Annotated in this window: 19 protein-coding genes; 16 read left to right on the forward strand and 3 right to left on the reverse strand. The window is 44.8% G+C overall.

From position 1 onward, the window contains the following. Positions 1-84: 84 nt before the first annotated feature. The gene (locus FHS86_RS11835) at positions 85-3,228 is read right to left on the reverse strand and encodes an ATP-binding cassette domain-containing protein (protein ID WP_429413650.1); all 3,144 of its coding nucleotides are present in this window, start codon (positions 3,226-3,228) and stop codon (positions 85-87) included. Positions 3,229-3,323: 95 nt separating this feature from the next. Further along, positions 3,324-4,160 carry a hypothetical protein gene (locus tag FHS86_RS11840; RefSeq protein WP_429413653.1) on the reverse strand — a complete coding sequence of 279 codons (837 nt, stop codon included), beginning with the start codon at positions 4,158-4,160 and terminating at the stop codon, positions 3,324-3,326. A 504-nt stretch (positions 4,161-4,664) separates the two neighbouring features. Here FHS86_RS11840 and FHS86_RS11845 point away from each other — a divergent pair. Further along, positions 4,665-7,025: a family 16 glycosylhydrolase gene (locus FHS86_RS11845; protein ID WP_429413656.1), complete on the forward strand. Its 2,361-nt coding sequence runs from the start codon at positions 4,665-4,667 to the stop codon at positions 7,023-7,025. 312 nt (positions 7,026-7,337) lie between these two features. On the opposite strand, the gene FHS86_RS11850 is transcribed toward FHS86_RS11845, so the two are convergent. Continuing rightward, on the reverse strand, positions 7,338-7,754 hold the full coding sequence (locus FHS86_RS11850) for a DUF6249 domain-containing protein (RefSeq protein ID WP_429413659.1): 417 nt from the start codon (positions 7,752-7,754) through the stop codon (positions 7,338-7,340). Positions 7,755-7,965: 211 nt separating this feature from the next. On the opposite strand from FHS86_RS11850, the gene FHS86_RS11855 reads away from it, so the two are divergent. The 15 genes from FHS86_RS11855 (at position 7,966) to hisA (ending at position 19,349) form a co-directional block, all read left to right on the forward strand. Beyond that, complete coding sequence (locus tag FHS86_RS11855; protein WP_429413662.1) at positions 7,966-8,529, forward strand: RNA polymerase sigma factor; 564 nt, start codon at positions 7,966-7,968, stop codon at positions 8,527-8,529. Then, positions 8,516-8,872 carry a hypothetical protein gene (locus FHS86_RS11860; protein WP_429413665.1) on the forward strand — a complete coding sequence of 119 codons (357 nt, stop codon included), beginning with the start codon at positions 8,516-8,518 and terminating at the stop codon, positions 8,870-8,872. Before FHS86_RS11855 ends, FHS86_RS11860 begins: the two co-directional genes overlap by 14 nt. A gap of 581 nt (positions 8,873-9,453) precedes the next feature. Continuing rightward, positions 9,454-10,314: an ATP phosphoribosyltransferase gene (gene hisG / locus FHS86_RS11865; RefSeq protein WP_429413668.1), complete on the forward strand. Its 861-nt coding sequence runs from the start codon at positions 9,454-9,456 to the stop codon at positions 10,312-10,314. Positions 10,315-10,456: 142 nt separating this feature from the next. Beyond that, positions 10,457-11,737: a histidinol dehydrogenase gene (gene hisD, locus FHS86_RS11870; RefSeq protein ID WP_429413671.1), complete on the forward strand. Its 1,281-nt coding sequence runs from the start codon at positions 10,457-10,459 to the stop codon at positions 11,735-11,737. 75 nt (positions 11,738-11,812) lie between these two features. After that, entirely contained in the window at positions 11,813-12,196 is a 384-nt protein-coding gene (locus FHS86_RS11875; RefSeq protein WP_429413673.1) for a four helix bundle protein, read from the forward strand. 59 nt (positions 12,197-12,255) lie between these two features. After that, positions 12,256-13,290 carry a histidinol-phosphate transaminase gene (gene hisC, locus FHS86_RS11880; protein ID WP_429413676.1) on the forward strand — a complete coding sequence of 345 codons (1,035 nt, stop codon included), beginning with the start codon at positions 12,256-12,258 and terminating at the stop codon, positions 13,288-13,290. A gap of 76 nt (positions 13,291-13,366) precedes the next feature. Then, complete coding sequence (locus tag FHS86_RS11885; RefSeq protein WP_429413678.1) at positions 13,367-13,708, forward strand: four helix bundle protein; 342 nt, start codon at positions 13,367-13,369, stop codon at positions 13,706-13,708. Between the two features lie 45 nt (positions 13,709-13,753). Continuing rightward, positions 13,754-14,875 (forward strand): bifunctional histidinol-phosphatase/imidazoleglycerol-phosphate dehydratase HisB, encoded by a 1,122-nt coding sequence (hisB, locus tag FHS86_RS11890; protein WP_429413681.1) that lies wholly within the window; start codon positions 13,754-13,756, stop codon positions 14,873-14,875. A 43-nt stretch (positions 14,876-14,918) separates the two neighbouring features. Next, positions 14,919-15,290 (forward strand): GxxExxY protein, encoded by a 372-nt coding sequence (locus FHS86_RS11895; protein WP_429413683.1) that lies wholly within the window; start codon positions 14,919-14,921, stop codon positions 15,288-15,290. 55 nt (positions 15,291-15,345) lie between these two features. Then, positions 15,346-16,230, forward strand: coding sequence for a formyltetrahydrofolate deformylase (gene purU, locus FHS86_RS11900; protein ID WP_429413686.1), 885 nt, complete (start codon positions 15,346-15,348; stop codon positions 16,228-16,230). Positions 16,231-16,240: 10 nt separating this feature from the next. Further along, the gene (locus tag FHS86_RS11905; RefSeq protein ID WP_429413689.1) at positions 16,241-16,942 is read left to right on the forward strand and encodes a hypothetical protein; all 702 of its coding nucleotides are present in this window, start codon (positions 16,241-16,243) and stop codon (positions 16,940-16,942) included. Then, the gene (locus FHS86_RS11910; RefSeq protein WP_429413692.1) at positions 16,939-17,487 is read left to right on the forward strand and encodes a TlpA family protein disulfide reductase; all 549 of its coding nucleotides are present in this window, start codon (positions 16,939-16,941) and stop codon (positions 17,485-17,487) included. The genes FHS86_RS11905 and FHS86_RS11910 overlap by 4 nt, the downstream gene beginning before the upstream one ends. A gap of 87 nt (positions 17,488-17,574) precedes the next feature. After that, positions 17,575-18,174: an imidazole glycerol phosphate synthase subunit HisH gene (gene hisH, locus FHS86_RS11915; protein ID WP_429413695.1), complete on the forward strand. Its 600-nt coding sequence runs from the start codon at positions 17,575-17,577 to the stop codon at positions 18,172-18,174. 37 nt (positions 18,175-18,211) lie between these two features. Beyond that, positions 18,212-18,598 carry a four helix bundle protein gene (locus tag FHS86_RS11920; RefSeq protein WP_429413698.1) on the forward strand — a complete coding sequence of 129 codons (387 nt, stop codon included), beginning with the start codon at positions 18,212-18,214 and terminating at the stop codon, positions 18,596-18,598. A gap of 25 nt (positions 18,599-18,623) precedes the next feature. Then, positions 18,624-19,349, forward strand: coding sequence for a 1-(5-phosphoribosyl)-5-[(5-phosphoribosylamino)methylideneamino]imidazole-4-carboxamide isomerase (hisA, locus tag FHS86_RS11925; protein WP_429413701.1), 726 nt, complete (start codon positions 18,624-18,626; stop codon positions 19,347-19,349). Positions 19,350-19,394: the final 45 nt, after the last annotated feature.

Here is a 19,394-nt window from a genome sequence, read left to right on the forward strand (position 1 = left end):
TGTTTACCATCCGAATTTCATCGTGTGACCGGCAGCCCGCTCACTTCAAACAGGCAATTGAGAGTAGCTTTTAATGGGTAAAAGCTACTCTTTCCTTTTTATAAAATCCATGGGATTGTAGAAGATTTTATCGCGAAACTTCGACAGCTGCAAGAGGCGCCATTCTTCTACGTAACCGATGGTCTTGTTCAGCAGATCGAAGTAGAGCGAAACCATCAGCAAAAAAGTAAACAACCATATAAGAAGTATGTTGAACAATACGGTGCTGATTCTGAACTTACCGAGGTATTTGTAGGAAGCATAGAAATGAGCACGTCCGTTGTCATAAGCAGGCTTGCGGTACACGGGCTCATCACCCTGCAATATCCGGTTCCCGGCCAGATAAACCTTATAACGTGAATACTTATCACGAACCAGGGCTTCGAGCTGTTCATTGCGGAAACGATCACGATAGGCCGCCAGTTGTTGATGATCATTGTTGAATTTGGCCAGCAACAGCTCATACTGTACAGTTAATTGTTGATTAATTGCATTGAACTCCTGCTCGTTTGTTTTTTGTGCACTGTTCAGCCATGCCTTTACAGCGGCAGCATCTTTCCGGTCAAGTGATCCTGCAACGACAGCGGCTATAGCAGCGTCAGGCAGGGCTGCTGTTTGCTTATCACCTTGTATGAGCTCGTTAAATGCCTGCAGTAATATTGCCTGTGTGCGTTGAATCTTTGCACTGTCGGCCTGCTCAACTGCCTGCAAAAAGCTTTCAAGGTAATCGTTCACCTGAGGAAACCAGTAATAGGTTCTGAAATTAAGATCGTTTTTTTCCCTTTCCAGATCGAAAAGCACCTTTTCGTATTGATTGTTCTTGTATTGATTCACGGCCAGAGCTTCGTACGACCAGCGCGATGTCATCAGGTCGCCAATAAGCGGTGTTTGGGTATAGCTGCTCATCGACGAATGCATCTTGTTGAAATCGACAATTACACCACTGAGTAACAATTGAGGCACCAGCATCAGCGGAATCATTACATAAATGGTAACAGCCGAGTTAAGGCCGGCCGATAAATTCAATCCAAGTAAATTGGCAAAACAGGTTGTGGTAAACAGGATGGCCCAGGTTGAAAAACCGAGCCCTTCGAAGCCCAGCATCGAGTAGGCAATCAATACAAAGGTCAGCACCTGAAAGGCAGAGATACTAAACAGCATGAGTATTTTTGAACTGATATAAGCCCCCCTGCTCAGTTCGAGAAACTCTTCGCGCTTTAGTATTTTACGATCCTTAAAAATCTCCTCGGCACTAATGCTTAAACCTAGAAACAAGGCCACGACCACACTCATGAAAAGGAAGGCGGGAATATTGTCATTCAGTGCAAAAACATACTTTCCGGCAGGGGCGTATTTTGAAAAGAAGCCCAAAATCAGGGCAAGCAGAGGTGCCTCGAGAAGGGCAATGGTCAGGTATTGCCGGTTCGATTTCTTGCTTGCGAAATCCCGTTTCAGAAACAGACCCAGTTGTTTGAACCAGTTGGGGGTTTTAAACTTCACCTTTGGGAAGGTTTCCTGTTCTACAGGATTGTCTTTCATAAACTGAACAACCCGGGGTTCTACTTTTTCCTTGTAGCGCTCGTACCATTCTTCGGGTGCTATTTTACGCCGCCTGATACTTTTCCCAAACGGATCGACCATCCGCTCTTCGATAATACGCAAGGGCTGCTCTGTTTTCACATTTCCGCATGAAAGACATTCACTTTCATCGGGATTAACATAGTTGGCTTCATTCTTAAAATAGGTAACCGCCTCCATGGGGTTACCAAAAAAGACCACCCGTCCCCCCTTGTCCATCACAATCATGCGGTCGAAGAGCTTGTAAATGTCGCTGGCCGGCTGATGAATGTTGGCAATTACCAGCTTGCCTTTCAAACACTGCCTTTTGAGTAAATACATGATCTTTTCGGAATCGGATGACGAAAGTCCCGAAGTAGGTTCATCGGCCAGCAAAACAGAGGGTTCGCGCATCAGTTCAAGCGCAATATTGAGTCGTTTTCGCTGGCCTCCGCTCAATATTTTCTTAAGCGGACTGCCCACTACCAGATCGCGCGCTTCCACCAGATCGAAATCGATCAGCGTTTGCTCAATGATCTTATCAATTTCCTCGTCATTCATGTTCCCAAAACAGAAGCGGGCATTGAATTCGAGGTTCTTATAAACGGTTAACTCTTCGAGCAGCAGATCATCCTGAGGAACATAGCCAATTACCCCTTTTAAAAGGCTTTCGTTTTGGGGATCGTGCAAATCGAGCCCGTTAATGGTGATTTTTCCCCTGTAAGGTTTCAGCTTCCCGTTTAACACATTCAGCAAAGTAGTCTTTCCTACACCACTTCCCCCCAGAATACCAACCAGGTCGCCCGAGCGTTCCTGAAAGCTGAAGGGATGAAGTCCGTATACCTTCCGGGAGAAACGGTATTCAATGTTTTCGGCATTGTACACAATAATAGGATTACCAGCCTGCCGAATAAAGCGCGACATAATGCTGCTGTAATAAATCGGGATGATACGCGAGGTGCGCAGAATACCTCCCTGAGGAAAAACATACATCCGGTTTTGGGCCAGGCGATGACCATTAAGATAGAGGTTCCGGGGGCCCCAATACTTAAAAAAGAGGGTGTCGATACTGCTGATTCTGATCAGTTCAAGTTCAATTTGCTGATCTTTCCGGTACAAATGTTTTATGTCAGGATCGTGATACTTTTCGTTGCCGTTTACAACAAAAAGACAATTCTTGTCCTTCACCGAGGCGATGCCATTCAGGTAAAAACTGAACAGCTTTTCGTATTCCCTGCGATCGATCTTCAGCCCGTCGGCCACCACCCGCACCGTGTGCAGGTCATTCTGATCGATGCCGGCAGGTTGCTTTACGAAGTTGAGCAACTGCACCAGCATCATAAAGCGGGCTTCAAGATTGAACAATTCAACAATGCCCGCACAAATTTTTTCGATGTAACGGTGGTTAATCAGTCGCTCATCGGCATTGTATAGTATTTCGCGGTTCGTTACATGATAGTATTCAACAAACTCGTGGTAAAGCTCAAGGTACTTCCCGGCCATCTCGTTGCTGAAATTCTCCTTCAGGTACGATTTTACAAGTTCATCAGCATCATTCACCTTACGTTCGCTATGGTAGTCGGTGATGATGGCAAACAGCTTGATGAGCGTTTCAATAATGCCTTCGTACATTGATTCTATTTTAGTGTACACCATCAACTACAGTCTGCCGGAAGCAACAGCTGTACCTGTAAAATCAAAAGACAAGCGGGAAGTCCCGGAAACTATCAGCGTAGATTCTTTTCTCTGATAGTTTCAAGCATGTCGGTCAGCTTAACGATTTGCTCCTCCGTCATCGAGCTCGAACCTTCTTCCATGGCATACACCTCATTGATTGAGCGAATGTATTCAAACGATTCGGCCGACATTTCGCTTTCACGGTACTGAGCCATCTGTGTTTCGAGCTTTTTCAGATAGTCTTTCTGATAAAGAATCACTTTGATGATTTCAGGATTATTGAAGGTATTTTCCGAAATGTGCGTAGTGAGGTACAGGCCTTCTACTGCGGTGCCGCTTACAATCAGATACGACAGCTCATCACGTCCCTGCTTGTGCAAAAACTCATAAGCATCTTCGGTGTAGTTGATAATCAGGTTGGTTAATTCTTCCTGCTTGTCGAGATTCTCCCTGATTTTAGAAGCCACATCGCGTTTAAAAGCCGCAGTAAGATCCAGTTCGCCTACCAATTGCTCGATGGCTTCAAAATAACTTTGAACCTCGGCTTTTTGATTGTAGGTAGCTGCATAGGCCAAATCGGCCAGATAAATACCCAGATTTAAAGCCTTGTTCTTATCGGTAAAATATTTACCTGCATTCTCTGCATCATGTGCAATGTCGAAAATATAAGTAGCTTCAATCTCATTCAACATTTTTGTTACATCAAAAGTTGAAGAAATGGGGTACACATAAGCTTCAATATCTTTTCTGATTTCGTCGGCAGCAACTGCCTCGGCCTCAACCGAAGTTGCTTTCTTTGTTTTGTTATTGCATGAAATAAAAGTGTTTGTCAATAACAAAGTTACCATCATTGTCAAAACAAAGCTGACCGTCTTTCTGGTTTTCATAGGTATAATTTTCATCTGTTTATATTTCTTAAGTTGCTTATTACCTGTTGGATCAAGATTACTTTCTTTGAACGCTCCGGCTAGCCGCATAGCTTGCCCCGCTTTGGCGGGGCAACCCGCCATCCGTCAGCTGACGGAACAATTGTCTGTGTGCGAAATGTATTTCACATGGCTCGTTGCATCTGTGAGTAATTTGTTTTCAAAGCCTCACCCGCTTAATAGTCAGGCCGGGCTTTTGATTTGTTAAAATTATAAATTACTGATGAATTACATAATATTTGTGCCAATTTTAGAGTTAGCAAATTCTAAAATTTCACACAGGCCGGGTCCGCTGCTCACGATAAAGAACTCAACAATGCCTGCTCATGCTCCCTCAAGGGGCGTTTTCAATTGCACAAAAACACATCAACGGTAAGATAAAGTAAGTATTTAGGAAATGTAAAGAACGAAATTGGATATTTTCGTAACAACAAATGCAAACACAGTACAAATCAAATTTTATTTATGCGTTCGATACAATTTATTTTATTGCTGATCATTACCTTATCACCAGCCCTTATTGCAGCACAAAACTACACACTGGTTTGGGAAGATCAGTTTGATGGCACACAACTCGATGCTACGAAATGGAACATTGAGCAAAACGAAGGCATCTGGAATACCGGAGGCAACCGGGAATTACAACACTACAAAAAAGAAAATGTAAGTGTGGGTGATGATGGAAATGGAAACAACTGCTTAATCATAAGCGCGAAAAAGGAAGCATACAAGGGGTACCAATTCACTTCGGGAAGGGTTAACACCAGAGGAAAATTTGCTTTCCGAAGAGGAAAACTTGAAGCCATGATTAAAATCCCCAATCTGGCCAACGGCTTATGGCCTGCTTTCTGGACCCTGGGCTACACCCCGGTTGGATGGCCCGATTGTGGTGAAATTGATGTGATGGAAATGGGACACTATGCAGCAATCAACCAAAACAAGGTCAACAGTTTTATTGGGGCTCACCTTTTCTGGGGGCCACATCCCAGCGACTATGGAAAAGAATACATTGCACCTTACGACTTGTCGAAAGCTTTTTTTAAGCACACCGTGGTTTGGACCGAAAACAACATCTCAGTTTTCTTCAACGATGCAGCAACACCCTATTTCTCAATGGGAATCAATGGTGCAAACACGGAAGAATTCAGAGACTACCAGCATTATATTTTGCTGAACATGGCTGTGGGCGGTTCGTTGCCCGGACTATTCAATGCCAGCAACATCAGTGCCGGGTTACCCGCCAGCATGTATGTCGACTGGGTGAAGCTTTACCAGGAAACACCCGACTTTGCCGAAGAAGAGCTTCCCTTATTCGGTGACTTTGGTGTTTATGAAGAAGAAGGCAACACCGACATGCACATGAGCCCCGACTACGACCTCACAATTAGCAGTCAGGGCTTAAACACAAGCGAATTGGACCCCTACAGGGGAGCAAGGGCACTGAACTACCAAACAACAGCGAATCAGGCATTTGAAATAAAACTGACATCACCAATTAAGCGCAACTTCATCAACTATGCCAATGGAAGTTTGCAGCTTCATCTCCGCACCACCATGCAGGAAGCCATTAGCCTGGGCATTGCCGATGGAGATGGCAACGAAGCGCTGATCACCCTGGCCGAAAACGAAAGTCAAAATGTAGCACGCGATGGTAAATGGCATCTGGTGTACCTTCCGCTGGCCGGACTGGCCGATAAAGCAGATTTAACAAGTGTGATCGATTTGCTCATTGTAAAAGGTGAAAGCGCTGACAATGCCCAACTTTCAATCGACGAGGTGATATACAGCCAACAGATGCCCACGAGCGGATATTTCGGAATTTATACCAACAACCCGAACATTGCCAACCGCTTCATCACCGACAATGTAAACGGACATTTGTACAACTGGGAAAATACAGTGACCTTCAACAAGCAGTTTTCGGCCTACGACGGAGAAGACGTCCTTTCGTTCCGTTCATCGGGAGCAGCTGCCTGGTGGGGCTTTGGTTTTTTCAGCACACAGGCACTCAATTTTAAAAATTATGCCGAAGGCACCCTTCACCTGGCACTCAGGACAAGCAGCAGCCAAAACTTTACACTGGCCATTCAGGGTGCCAACAATACCAGCGGTGAGGTCATTTTCAGTAACAACAACGACCCCTACGGCTTCAAACGCGACGGAAAATGGCACCGGGTTTCGATCCCCATGAGTACACTCACAGCACAAGGACTCGACCTTTCGGCCTGTGGCAACATTTTTACCATGAGCGGCGGAACCATTGGCGACCTTGCCGTCGACGATATTTACCTTTCGCAAGATGGATCACTGATTGAAAATCCCAACAGGTGTTACCCGGTTTCGATCAGCATCAGTCCGGAAAACAGCACCATCAAAACAGGGCAGGAAATACAGTTTACCGTAGCACTGAAGGATCAGTTCGGCAACGAAACCGATGCCGACATCAGCTACAGTGCCAGCGGTGGCAGCATCAGCAGTGAAGGTCTTTTCACCTCGAACGAGGCAGGCACCTTCACCGTGCAGGCCAGTGCAGGCGACCTGAAGGCTTCAACAAGCATCAGGGTGGGTCAGACTTCAGCCCCGGCCACACAACTTGCCCCTAAACCCGAAGTGCATTACTTCAATGCCTCTAAAACCTTGCAAATAAAGCACAGCGAAGCAATTGAAAGGGTGGTGGTTTACAACCTTAAAGGCGAAAAGATCACCGAAGAGGCATTTAAAAACACTTACGCCGAAATTGATTTCAGCGCTTACCCCGCTTCGGTTTACCTGGTGCGTGTGCTTAGTCAGCGGGGATTGCATTTTGTAAAAATCAGTACCCGCTGATACCTTATTGTGTTTGAATCATAGTCGATGCATTGGTCTTTACTTTTCATAATAAAAAACCCTTACCGGGTAAGATAAAAAACCCTTACCGGGTAAGATAACAAACCCTTACCGGGTAAGATAACAAACCCTTACCGGGCAAGATGATAAAACCTTATCGAGTGAGACTGAAAAACCTTACCGGGAAAAATAATTAATCCTCTGGCAGTTTAATGGACTTGCCCTGTCGGATGAAGGAAGCAATATAAAAAAGAAGGAAGCACGTAAGATTCACTGTGCTTCCTTCTTTTTTCAACAAGTATTGAACCCTTGTTAAGCTTCGAGCTTTCTGGAGTATTTCATTTCAATTGCAAACGCCAACAACAGACTAATACCACCAAATAAAAGTACTGCGGCTCCGTAAACAACGCCAATTGTTTCCCGCATCTGCCAGTCAGTGCCCTTATTCATATTATCGAGGGGCACAAAGTTGGTGATCAGAAAACCAACCATCAAACCAACCCCGACGCCAAGCAGCAGGCATCCGGCCTTTAAGCTTCCCGACGAAAAACGGTTAAAGACTTTTACAGGCCTGCTCAACTGATTTTGGAGCAGGTTCAGGTCCTGTTTCTCGCCCGCTTTTTCGATGATCATCAGGCGTTCTTTTTTCCGGACAAAAAGCTCGAACAGTTTGTAAATTCCCAGGGTAATCATCCCGACTACCAGTGGAATGGTAATGAAATCCATCATGATTATTTGTGTTTAAATTGTTTGTTCTTTACTCCTTTGGACGCAGGGTGAAGATTTTGGTTACAGGCAATGGGATACGGTTGCTGATTTCAAGATCGTTTAAAGTCTAAAATCTTCAAATAGACGAAAAACCCTGACTCCCGGTCTTATTCATTATTTGGTATATTTGTAGATCGTGTAACCTGTTTTTGTACTTTGCGTCTAAAACAACATGGAGCATCAGGATGAAATGGAAGTGATCAAACGGATTCGCAATGGCGAAACCGCGTTGTTTTCCGTTTTTCTTGAGCAACATGCAGGCAAGGTACATGCACTCATTGCCCGGATAGTACCCAACCGTGAAGATGCCGAAGAGTTGACGCAGGATGCTTTTGTCAAGGCCTTTAGCAAGTTGCACACCTTTAAAGGCACTTGCAGGTTTTCGACCTGGCTTTTTCGGATTGCCTACAATACGGCCATATCGGCTACCCGAAAAAAACGGCTTGTTTATCCCGCAGTGGATGAAGCCCGCATTGAAAATCTGGCCGACGAAGAAGTCGACCTGATACTCGAACAGGATGAAAGTGAACAACGAATGCGCCAGCTAGAAAAGGCCGTCAGACAACTCGATCCCGAAGATGCAGCCTTGCTTGCCCTGTATTACCAGCAGGAAAAACCGGTGAATGAGCTGGCTGAAATTTTAGAAATCAGTGTATCGAACGTAAAGGTAAGACTGCACCGCATAAGGAAAAAGTTAGTTTTGTTAATTAATGAGATGAAGGATGAAGCAGGATAAAGCAATCAAAAAACTAATATCGGCTACGAAAAGCGAAGGCCTTTCGTATGGTTTCGAAAACAAAGTTATGAAGGCCGTTTACAGGGAGGCCGAAAAGCAGACAAAACGAAGATTTGCACTCAACATGGCCCTGGTTTCGCTGGTTTCGCTCGCACTGGTTGCTGCTGCAGTATATGTGCTGCACCACTTTTATTCGCTCAGTTTTTCGCTGAAAATGCCTCAACTTTCGATGGCGGGTGATAACAAAACGCTTGTTTTGTTTAGCCTGTACATAGCCGCCCTGGTTTTGTTTTTGCTGGGTCTCGATCTGTATTTCAGACGTTTAAGAAAGAAGCTGGAATAAGCTTATTTCTGATCTTCGTTTTTTTGAAAATGTGTACCGGCACTTTTCATCTTTTCGCAAAAGCGACCGGGCCGGGCGGAGGCGTTTAGCTGACCGATGCCGCGCCCGCTGGTTGAACCGCCGCAAGGTGGCGATTGAAATGAGCCCCCCTTGCGGTGTGTGAAACCCGGGCACGGCGAGGGCACTAAAAGCCGCAGACCGAAAAGCCCGCCATATTAAATCAAATAGAAAATCGTCTTTTTTTAAATTAAAGCAATACATGCAGGTACAAGCGTCAACTCTTCCCCATGGCTTTTTAACCAAGGACTGGCTGACGGACGAAATGTTAAGCCAAGTTTAGAAAACTGAGATTCATCAGTATTTTTGTTTGCAAACTTTCAAATTATAATTATACTTGCACAGCTAATAACAAAATGCCATGACAATTTTATTTGGACATCATCACGGCCATCATGTAAACCTGCAAATGCGGTAGGCTGGTGCGATTATGTCTGAACTTTTTTAAGATACTCGTTAACTTTAAAGGCTTACCAACACGGTGAGCCTTTTTTATTTTGTAACATTTGGAAACAGAAAATACTATGGACACTATTTTAAGAATTGCAATTCAAACCAAAGGCCGGTTAAACGAAGAATCGGTAGGATTAATCAACGAATGCGGCATTAAACTGACCGTAGGAAAGCGGCAGTTGCTCTCGCCTTCGAAGAATTTCCCCATCGAAATTCTGTACCTGCGCGACGACGACATTCCCGAAACCGTAGCCGACGGTGTGGCCGATATTGGCATTGTGGGTGAAAACGAAATGCTCGAGAAAGACAAAGAGGTTGAGCTGGTCAAACGATTGGGATTCAGCAAATGCAGGTTGTCGCTTGCCATCCCCAAAGGCGAGGATTATACCGGTCCCGAATGGTTTGAAGGCAGAACCATTGCCACTTCGTACCCGGTCATTCTGCGCAAGTTTTTCAGCGAAAAAGGAGTAAATTGCGACATCCATGTAATTAACGGATCGGTTGAAATTGCTCCCGGAATTGGCCTGGCCGATGGAATTTTCGACATCGTCAGTTCGGGAGGAACCCTCATCTCGAACGGTTTGAAAGAGGTAGAAGTGGTTACCCCCAGCGAAGCCGTGCTGATAAAAACGCCGGGGCTCCCCGCTGAAAAACAAGCCATACTTGATGAGCTGCTTTTCCGCATCGAAAGCGTGGAACGTACCCGCGGGAAGAAATACATACTATTGAATGCGCCCAACGATCAGCTTTCGGAAATTGTTAAAATGCTCCCGGGCATGAAAAGCCCTACCATTCTACCTCTTGCCGAAGAAGGATGGAGTTCGGTGCACTCGGTCATTGAAGAGAAGTTCTTCTGGGAAAATATCTCGAAGCTGAAAAAGCTCGGGGCTGAAGGAATTTTGGTGCTGCCCATCGAGAAGATGATTATGTAATAAAATCGAACACGGAGAAACAAAGACACGGAGAAACGATCTCTTAAGCAGGATTTCAAAGAAACAAAAAAAGCATTGTGCGCTTTGTGAAAGACCTTGGTGTCCTTTGTGCTTATTTTTAAATGACGAATCACTTTGAAATATGAAAGTAATAAAGAATCCAAAACAGTCCGAATGGCCATCACTTTTGAAGCGTCCCGTTTTTGAAACGGCCTCGCTCAACGAAAAGGTCAAGGGCGTGCTCGACGAGGTGAAAGCGAAGGGTGATGCGGCCTTACGCCAATACACTGCGCAGTTCGACAAGGTGGAATTGAACGAGCTTCAGGTTTCAGAAGCCGAAATGGAAGCAGGCACTGCTGATCTTTCTGCCGAACTGAAAGCAGCCATTGAAACTGCTGCGGCCAATATCCGCAAATTCCACGAAGCACAGCGTTTTGAAAGCAGCATCGTCGAAACAACACCCGGTGTTAAATGCTGGCAGAAAAGTGTGGGCATCGAAAAAGTAGGTCTTTACATTCCCGGAGGTACTGCTCCCCTCTTTTCCACCGTGCTAATGCTCGCCATTCCGGCTCAAATAGCGGGCTGTAAGGAGATTGTACTTTGTACCCCGCCGCAAAAAGACGGCAAACTCCCTGCCCCGGTCTTGTTCGCGGCCAGGCTTTCAGGCATCACCAAAGTTTTCAAAATTGGAGGGATTCAGGCCATAGGAGCCATGGCATACGGAACGGAAAGTGTTCCCAAAGTGTTCAAGATTTTTGGTCCGGGCAACCAATATGTTACTGCCGCCAAGCAACTGGTGAGCATGAGTGATGTTTCCATCGACATGCCTGCCGGGCCAAGTGAAGTCGCAGTGATGGCTGACGAAACGGCCAATCCGGCCTTCGTTGCTGCCGACCTGCTTTCGCAAGCCGAGCATGGTACCGATAGTCAGGTGATTTTGGTCAGCACTTCAGAAAAAATCATCGATGAGGTGCAAGTTGAATTGGAAAAGCAACTTAAAGATCTCCCAAGAATGGATTACGCGCTGAAAGCTTTGGATAACAGCAAGATACTCCTGGTTGAAAGCGAACAGAAAATGATCGATATGATGAACCTGTACGCAGCCGAACACCTCATCATCCAGATGAAAAATTATGCCGAAGTGGCGGGGCAAATCATCAATGCCGGCTCAATCTTTCTGGGGCCTTATACGCCCGAAAGTGCCGGCGACTATGCCTCGGGAACCAACCACACCCTGCCCACCAACGGATGGGCAACCAGTTACAGCGGTGTCAACCTCGACAGTTTTATCCGCAAAATCACCTTCCAGGAAATATCCAAAGAAGGGATGCAGCAGCTCGGGCCGGTGATTGAGCAAATGGCCGGGGCGGAGCAGTTGTACGCGCACAAGAATGCGGCTACACTTCGTATTGAAAGCGATTGAAAGCAATAGGAAGCAATTGAAAAAAGGGGAGGCAGTTGAAGGCGATGGGAAGTAGTAGAGCAAAATAATTGGAACATGAAATTAGAAGATCTTGAAATATACCAGATTGCACTTCGTTTAGGCGATGAGGTTTGGGATATAGTCATCAAATGGGATTACTTCGAGAAAAAAGGACTTGGTGCACAATTAACCGATGCAGCGGACTCAATTAGTGCTAATATTTCGGAAGGATATGGTCGCCTATCACCACGCGACAATCGTAGGTTTTGCTTATTTGCCCGTGGTTCATTGTTCGAAACAGCAACATGGATATCCAAAGCTCATTATCGTAAATTAATTGACGATGCCACCCATAGCAGGTTAATGAACGAGTGCACTAACCTGAAAATTAAACTATGGAACTACATACAAGTGTTAGATAAACGCAGTATAAATGAGAAAGGCTATGGACAATCGTAAAGAAACAATAGCATTCTATTGCTTTCAATCGCGTCCAATTGCTTTCTAAAAAATGAGAAATGAAACCAATAAAACAACTTTTACGCCCAAACATACTGGCTCTCAAACCCTACTCCTCGGCCCGCGATGAGTTTAGCGGCAGTGCCTCGGTGTTTCTCGATGCCAATGAAAACCCTTACGATACGGGCTACAACCGTTATCCCGACCCCTACCAAATGGAGGTTAAAAAGCGCATTGCCGAAATAAAAGGCACACAAACCAATCAAATCTTTCTGGGCAACGGCAGCGACGAAGCCATCGACTTGCTGTTTCGTGCATTTTGTAACCCCGGGGTTGACAATGTGGTGGCCATTGAGCCATCGTACGGAATGTACACGGTTTCGGCCGGCATTAACGATGTTGAAGTGAAAAAAGTGCTGCTTACCAAAAACTTTGAGCTCGATAGCCAAAAGTTGCTCGATACAGCTAACGAAAAAACTAAACTGGTTTTTCTGTGTTCGCCCAACAACCCATCGGGCAACCTGCTCTCTAAAACCGAAATGATTAACATTCTCAGCAATTTGAATGGTTTGGTAGTAGTCGATGAGGCCTACATCGACTTTGCACCCGGTGAAAGCCTTTTGTCTAAATTGGAAAAATACCCCAACCTGGTGATTCTGCAAACCTTCTCGAAAGCCTGGGGACTGGCCGGAATCCGTTTGGGAATGGCCTTCGCATCGCCCGAAATCATTGGCATACTGAACAAAATCAAGTATCCCTACAACATCAACCAGCTCACTCAACAGCGGGTGATGCAGTCCTTACAAAATGCTGAACAGAAAGAGGCCTGGGTCAAAAACATCATTGACGAGCGTGAAAAATTGGCCAATGAGCTAAGGAAATTGCCCTTTGCACAGAAGATTTATCCCAGCGATGCCAACTTCTTGTTGGTAAAGATGGAAGGTGCCCGTGAGAAATTCGAGCACCTGATGAACGAAGGAGTGATTGTTCGCGACCGATCAAAAGTAACCCTTTGCGAAAACAGCCTGCGAATAACGGTGGGAAGCCCGGAGGAAAATCGCGAGCTACTTAAAAAATTAGAAAGTCTAAAATAAACAAGGAATAAAAAATAAGAAATAAGGAATGAGAAACTAAAAAGGAGAAGCTTTTATCAATGAACGAAAGTATGATTTGGAAGACCGTTTAATTGATTTTGCCATCAGAATTAGTGAGATTGTAGAATCTTTGCCTAATACGAAATTAGGAAACCACATTGGTGGTCAATTAATTCGTTGCGGAACTTCACCTGCTTTGAATAATGGCGAAGCTCAATCGGCAGAATCAAAAAATGACTTCATTCATAAACTGAAAGTTATTCTAAAGGAATTAAGAGAAACCCGTATTTGTTTAAAAATCATTATTCGAAAACCACTATTGAAGCCTGAACGAATAAATGATATCTTAAAGGAAAATAACGAATTAATCGCAATTTTTCTAAAAAGCATCGAAACTGCGAAGAAGCGTAATTCCTGATTCCATGTTCCTTATTTATTATTTCTTATTTCAAAAAATGATACGATGAAGAAAGCACTTTTTATCGATAGAGACGGAACCCTGGTTATTGAACCTCCTGTAGATTACCAACTCGACAGCCTCGAAAAACTGGAGTTTTACCCGGGTGTGTTTCGCAACATGCATTTCATTGCCAGGAACCTCGACTATGAGCTGGTAATGGTGACCAATCAGGACGGACTGGGAACAAGTTCATTCCCCGAAGAAACCTTTTGGCCGGCGCACAACAAAATGCTGAAAGTCTTCGAGGGCGAAGGGGTGGTTTTCGATGACATCCTTATTGATCGCAGCTTTCCTGAAGATAATGCGCCTACCCGCAAGCCACGCACCGGCATGATGGAAAAATACATGGACGGCAGCTACGACCTGGCCAACAGTTACGTCATTGGTGACCGTTTGACCGATGTGGAACTGGCCAAAAACCTCGGTTGCAAAGCCATCTGGCTCAGCAACGAAGCGGACGAACTGCTTGCCGAGAAAGGCCTATCCGAAGTTTGCGTACTGAAAACCGCCAACTGGGACAAGGTGTATGCCGAAGTGGCCAAAACTGACCGAACGGCCACCGTAAAGCGCACCACCAAAGAAACCGACATTGATATCTGGCTCGACCTTGATGGAACAGGCAAAACCAACATTTCTACCGGACTGGGCTTTTTCAACCACATGCTCGACCAGATTAGCCGTCACTCGGGCATCGATCTGAAAGTAATGGTGAAAGGCGACCTGGAAGTGGATGAACACCATACCATCGAAGACACTGCCCTTGCGCTTGGTGAAGCTTTCTTAAAAGCGCTGGGCAACAAGCGCGGCATTGAACGCTACGGCTTTTGCCTGCCCATGGACGACAGCCTCATACAGGTGGCGCTCGACTTTGGTGGCCGGCCCTGGCTGGTGTGGGATGCCGAATTCACCCGCGAGCGGGTTGGCGACATGCCCACCGAAATGTTCCTGCACTTCTTCAAATCGTTCAGCGATGCCTCGAAATGCAACCTCAACATCAAGGCTGAGGGACAAAACGAGCACCACAAAATTGAAGGCATCTTTAAAGCCCTGGCCAAAGCCATCAAAATGGCGATTAAGAAAGATGTGTTTAACTTTGAGCTGCCATCAACCAAGGGTGTACTTTAACCACAAAGAACACAAAGTACAACACGAAGAAACACTAAGTAAAATGGATCAAGAACAAATATTCAAAGTGATACTGGATTGTGCCTTTAAGGTTCACACTGCGATAGGTCCAGGTTTACTTGAAAGTGCTTATGAAGAATGTTTGTATTATGAACTCAGAAAAGCGGGACTTAGCGTTGAAAAACAGAAAATCTTACCTTTAATTTATGAGGAAATAAAATTAGATGCCGGTTATCGGATCGATCTGCTGGTAGAAAACCAAATAGTAATAGAATTAAAAGCTGTAGAAACACTCAATGAAATTCATCTTGCCCAGGTATTAACCTATTTGAAACTTTCTAAATGCAAACTTGGCTTACTGGTCAATTTTAATGTAAAACATCTGAAAGACGGAATTAAACGTGTTATTTTATAACCCTTTGTGTACTTAGTGTCGTACTTTGTGCCCTTTGTGGTTAAATCAATATATTATGAAACGCATTCAACCAAAAACCGAACAAAAGAAAACAGCCATCCTGTTGCTGCACTGCCCCGACAAGCAAGGCTTGCTGGCGCTGGTGACCGAATTCATCAATACCAACAACGGAAACATTCTCTACCTCGACCAGCACGTCGATCGGGAAGAAAAACTTTTCTATATGAGGGTTGAGTGGGAATTGGAAAATTTCACCATCCCTAAGGAGAAGATTTCGGATTATTTCGAAACACTCCTGGCTCATAAGTTCAATATGACCTTCAACATCTATTTCTCTGAGGAAAAGCCACGAATGGCCATCTATGTTTCAAAAATGTCGCACTGCCTGTTCGACCTTTTGGCACGCTACACAGCCGGAGAATGGAATGTCGATATCCCGCTCATCATCAGCAATCACCCCGACATGCAACCGGTGGCTGAAGGTTTCGGCATTGAGTATCACCATTTCCCAATTAACAAAGAAAACAAAGCCGAACAGGAAGAAAAAGAACTGGCTTTGCTACGTAAAAATAAAATCGATTTCATTGTACTGGCACGATACATGCAAATCATTTCCGACGAGTTTATCACCCACTATCCCAACAAGATCATCAATATCCACCATTCATTTTTACCCGCATTTGTAGGGGCAAAACCCTATCATGCGGCCCATCAGCGAGGTGTTAAAATCATTGGGGCTACCAGTCATTATGTGACCCCCGAACTCGATGCCGGGCCTATCATCAAACAAGATGTGGCGCGCATCAGCCATAAGGACACCGTGAACGACCTGGTTGCCAAAGGCCGCGACCTGGAAAAGATTGTCCTGTCGAAAGCAGTAAACAAACATATTGAACGAAAGATCCTGGTTTACAACAACCGGACGGTAGTATTCAGCTAATTAACGAACAATGAACCAAACCATCTTCACTCCAACTGACTGGAATAAACTTTGTCGCTTAGGCGGCATCATGGCACTCATCGTAGTGGCCATCATTCCGGTACAAATAGTCATTTTTGGACTGTGGCCACCACCATCCAATGTGCTCGATTTCTTTAAATTGTTTCAGCAGAACTGGTTCCTGGGCCTGTTGAGTCTCGACCTGCTCTACCTGGTGAACAACATTTTGCTGGCTTTTGTGTACCTGGCCTTGTTTGCAGCTTTGCGAAAAACCAAAGCCTATCCCATGTTTATTGCCCTGGTACTCGGCTTCATTGGCATAGCCGTATATTATGCTTCCACTGCGGCTTTCGAAATGTTTTCGCTGAGCAAACAGTATTATGCCACCACCGATGCCATGCTCCAACAACAGCTATTGGCTGCAGGTCAGGCCATTCACGAGGCATACAAGGGGACAGCCTTCGTTGTTTATTACATTCTGAATGGCATTGCGTTGGTTATCATTGGCTTTTCGATGTTGAACGACCCGGCAAAAACATTCAGCAGAACAACTGCCATCTGGGGACTAATTTCAGCTTTTTTAATGACCATTCCTTCTACCTTTGGAACCATTGGGCTTATTTTCTCCATTGCATCGCTGGTTCCCTGGATTGTATTCTCAAAATTAATTGCAAAACGTTTGTTTCAAATTAGCAAAACCAACGAACAATGAAGCACTTACTTAAAATATTCATTTTGCTATGCATTTCGCTTTTCATCATGAATAATGCTGAAGCGCAAACCTTTCAAAAAGAAATCCCGGCCGATTACGGTTATATTGTAACATTGGGACAAACCGTCCCCGATTTCGATCTGCTACTTCCCAATGAAACCCAAACCAGCATGAAAGCCTTGCGCGGGAAAGTAGTGATGCTACAATTTACCGCCAGTTGGTGCGGTGTTTGCCGTAAGGAAATGCCGCATATAGAAAAGGATATCTGGCAAAAACACAAAAACAATCCCGATTTTGCACTGTATGGTATCGACCTAAAAGAACCGGCAGAGAAGGTATTGGAATTTCAACAACAAATGCAAATTACCTATCCCCTTGCGCTCGATTTGGACGGAAGTATTTTCTATGCGTTTGCCGAACAAAACGCAGGGGTGACCCGCAATGTGATCATCGACAAAGACGGTAAAATTGTTTTCATGACCAGGCTCTTTAAGGAAGAAGAGTTTGAGGAGATGAAGCGGGTAATTGAAAAGTTATTAAAATAGTTCCTGAGTGCCTAAGTACCAAAGTCCCTAAGTATTTTACTCAGGAACTCAGGAACTCAGGAACATAGGAACATAGGAACTCAAAATATGAACATCGTCATCATCAAATACAACGCGGGCAACATCGAATCGGTGAACAATGCCCTCATGCGCCTGGGGGTAAAGGCTGAAATTACTGCCAACCACGACAAAATCCGCGCAGCCGATAAAGTCATTTTTCCAGGGGTGGGTGAAGCCAGCACCACCATGGCCTATTTGCGCGAGCACCAACTCGATGTGCTGATCCGAAATTTAAAGCAGCCTGTACTGGGCATCTGTCTTGGCCAGCAGCTCATGTGCGCTCATAGCGAAGAAGGCGACGTAGCATGCCTGGGTATTTTCAACGAAAAGGTGAAACGTTTTATCCCCCAACCAGGACAGGAGTTTATTACCAAAGTACCGCACATGGGATGGAATAGCATTCACAAGCTAAACAGTGCCCTCATGACGCCTGACCTGGAAAACCAGTTTGTCTATTTTGTTCACTCCTACTATGTTGAAGTGGGTGAGCACACTGCGGCCACCTGCGATTACATCAACCCGTTCAGCGCGGCCCTGCACAAGGACAACTTTTACGCCACACAGTTTCACCCCGAGAAAAGCCAGAAGGTGGGCGCGAAAATATTGGAGAATTTTATTAATATTTAAGATTAACGATTTGAGATTAACGATTAAAGAAGTTGTTATGACACCTAAAGAATTAGAAGACCGATTAATTCGATTTGCTATTCAAATTATTAAGCTTTCCGAAGGGATAAATCCATCAATTGCAGGAAAGAGAATGGCAGATCAGATTGTTCGTTCTGGTTCGTCACCTGCATTGAACTATGGTGAAGCACAAAGTGCTGAATCCGGACGTGATTTTATTCATAAACTAGGAATTTGCTTAAAAGAACTTCGTGAAACGCATATCAACCTCAGAATTATTGATGGAGCAGATCTTCATTCTAATAAAAATATACTCAAAGAACTTATTGCCGAAAGCAATGAATTGATTTCAATCTTTGTAAAAAGTATTGAAACCAGCAAACGCAAACAAAATAAAATCACCAATCTACCAACCAATCGTTAATCTTAAATCGTTAATCACACATCCCATGATAACAATCATTCCAGCCATCGACCTCATCGACGCCAAATGTGTTCGTCTTTCGCAGGGCGACTACCAACAGAAAACGGTGTACAACGAAAACCCGCTCGAAGTAGCCAAAATGTTCGAAGATGCAGGTATCAAACGGCTGCACCTTGTTGATTTAGATGGCGCCAAAGCCAAGCACATTGTCAACCATAAGGTGCTCGAAACCATTGCATCGAGAACCAATTTAGTGATTGACTTTGGCGGTGGCTTGAAAAGTGACGAAGACCTGCGCATTGCCTTTGAATGCGGTGCAAGCATGGTAACAGGCGGAAGCATTGCCGTTAAAGACCACGAGACTTTTCTGCATTGGATAGCTACCTATGGTGCTGAAAAAATCATCCTGGGTGCCGATGCCAAAGACAAAATGATTGCCGTGAGTGGCTGGCAGGAGGTGTCGGAACTGCCCATTCTCGATTTTATTGAAAGCTATACCAACCGAGGTATCCAAAAAGTCATTTCGACCGACATTGCCCGCGATGGAATGTTAACCGGGCCAAGTATTGAATTGTATAAAGAAATCATGGCTAAATTCCCCTCCCTCGAATTGATTGCCAGCGGAGGGATTGCCAGCATGAAAGACATTTACGAGTTGGATGAAATGGGTGTTCCGGGCGTCATTACCGGGAAAGCAATTTATGAGAACAGAATATCTTTGAAAGAAATTGAACGGTTCCAGAAGAAATAGATTAACCTTTTTAGGTTAATTCCTACATTATTAACCATTTTAGGT

The organism is Roseimarinus sediminis (assembly GCF_050433125.1).
Taxonomy (GTDB): Bacteria; Bacteroidota; Bacteroidia; order Bacteroidales; family Prolixibacteraceae; genus Roseimarinus; species Roseimarinus sediminis.